This window comes from Klebsiella sp. MS 92-3 (assembly GCF_000195655.1).
Classification (GTDB): domain Bacteria; phylum Pseudomonadota; class Gammaproteobacteria; order Enterobacterales; family Enterobacteriaceae; genus Klebsiella; species Klebsiella pneumoniae.
Genome location: NZ_GL882806.1, coordinates 101,789 through 103,151, shown reverse-complemented (window position 1 = coordinate 103,151; position 1,363 = coordinate 101,789). Strand labels below are relative to the sequence as shown.

Annotated in this window: 2 protein-coding genes; both read right to left on the bottom strand. The window is 65.8% G+C overall.

The window, feature by feature from the left end; translation table 11 throughout:
• Window positions 1–53 precede the first annotated feature (53 nt).
• A complete protein-coding gene (locus tag HMPREF9538_RS14135) occupies window positions 54–539 on the bottom strand; it encodes a DUF2878 domain-containing protein (RefSeq protein ID WP_004186827.1) in 486 nt (161 codons plus the stop codon).
• Window positions 536–1,363: SAM-dependent methyltransferase (locus tag HMPREF9538_RS14140; RefSeq protein WP_009485063.1), on the bottom strand; the 828-nt coding region annotated here is incomplete at its 5' end. The genes HMPREF9538_RS14135 and HMPREF9538_RS14140, both read right to left, overlap by 4 nt.

Below are 1,363 nucleotides of genomic sequence, written 5' to 3'. Positions count from 1 at the left end.
GGCGTGGGCCGCCGGGGCGAGGATGGTCAGCCATAGCAGTAACAGGGCGAATCTCATTTTTGCCTCCCCATCCCCAGATGGAATAACAGCATGAGCACCAGCCAGCCGCAGGCCATGGCGGCCACGCCAAGCGCCGTCGGCACCAGCAGGGTCATGGCTCCGAGGCGAGCGCCGATCAGGTAGGCCACCGGGCCGCCGACGGTGGCGGCCGTGGCCAGCACCCAGCCGGGAAGCGTCGCGGTGCGGGTCAGTCGGGTCCAGACGACGGCGAACATCAGCCACAGGGCCACCATCCACAGGGGCAGCAGGCTGTCGCCGCGAAAATCGATCAGCCCCGCCAGCGCCCAGCAGGCGTCCAGGCCGCAGCCCGCCGCGGCCAACAGCAGGGCGGGCGGACGACTGGCCGCCGGCAACCGCAGCCAGGCGAAAATGGCCAGCGTCAGCCAGATCAGCAGACCGCGCTCGCGCAACATCACCACCAGCGTCCAGTAAACATCGAACGCGAGGGCCATCAGCAGATGCTGCGCCGGGCGTGTCATACCCGCTCCGCGGTGAGCTGCACCACGCTGATGGTGCGGGCGTTAAATCCGGCTTCGCAGTAGCCGAAGTAGTAGAGCCACATCCGGCGGAAGCGCTCATCAAAGCCGAGCTTTTCAATATCCTGCCAGGCGTGGGTAAAACGCTGCCGCCAGTGGGCCAGGGTGCGGGCGTAATCCGGGCCCATGTCGAACAGGTTGCGCACCACAAAATCGGTATGGCGGGTCATCAGCTCGCTCATTGCCGTGATGCTGGGCAAAAAGCCGCCCGGGAAGATGTAGCGCTGGATAAAATCGACGCTTTTGCTGTAGTCGCGATAGCGCTGATCCTGAATGGTGATCGCCTGCAGGGCCATTTTACCGCCCGGGCGCAGGCGCGCCTGACAGGTGCGGAAGAAGGCCGGGAGGTAGCGCTGGCCCACCGCCTCAATCATCTCCACCGACACCAGTTTGTCGTACTCGCCGCGCAGATCGCGGTAGTCGCAGAGCAGCACCTTGACGCGATCCTGCAGCCCGGCGCGGGCCATGCGCTCGGTAGCCCAGCGGTGCTGCTCCCGGGAAAGGGTGGTGGTGGTGACCCGGCAGCCGTAATGGCGGGCGGCGTACTCGGCCAGCGCCCCCCAGCCGGTGCCAATCTCCAGCAGATGATCGCCGGGAGTGAGCGCCAGCTGGTCGCACAGGCGCGCCATCTTGGCCCGCTGGGCCTGGGTCAGATCCTGCTGGTCATCGGTAAACAACGCGCTGGAGTAGAGCAGGTCGTCATCCAGAAAGTAGGCATAAAATTCGTTGCCGAGGTCGTAATGGGCGGCGATGTTCTCCCCCCCCCC

Excerpts from the sequence above, each read along its gene's own strand:
- HMPREF9538_RS14135 (WP_004186827.1), bottom strand. The coding sequence starts at position 539 with ATGACACGCCCGGCGCAGCATCTGCTGATGGCCCTCGCGTTCGATGTT.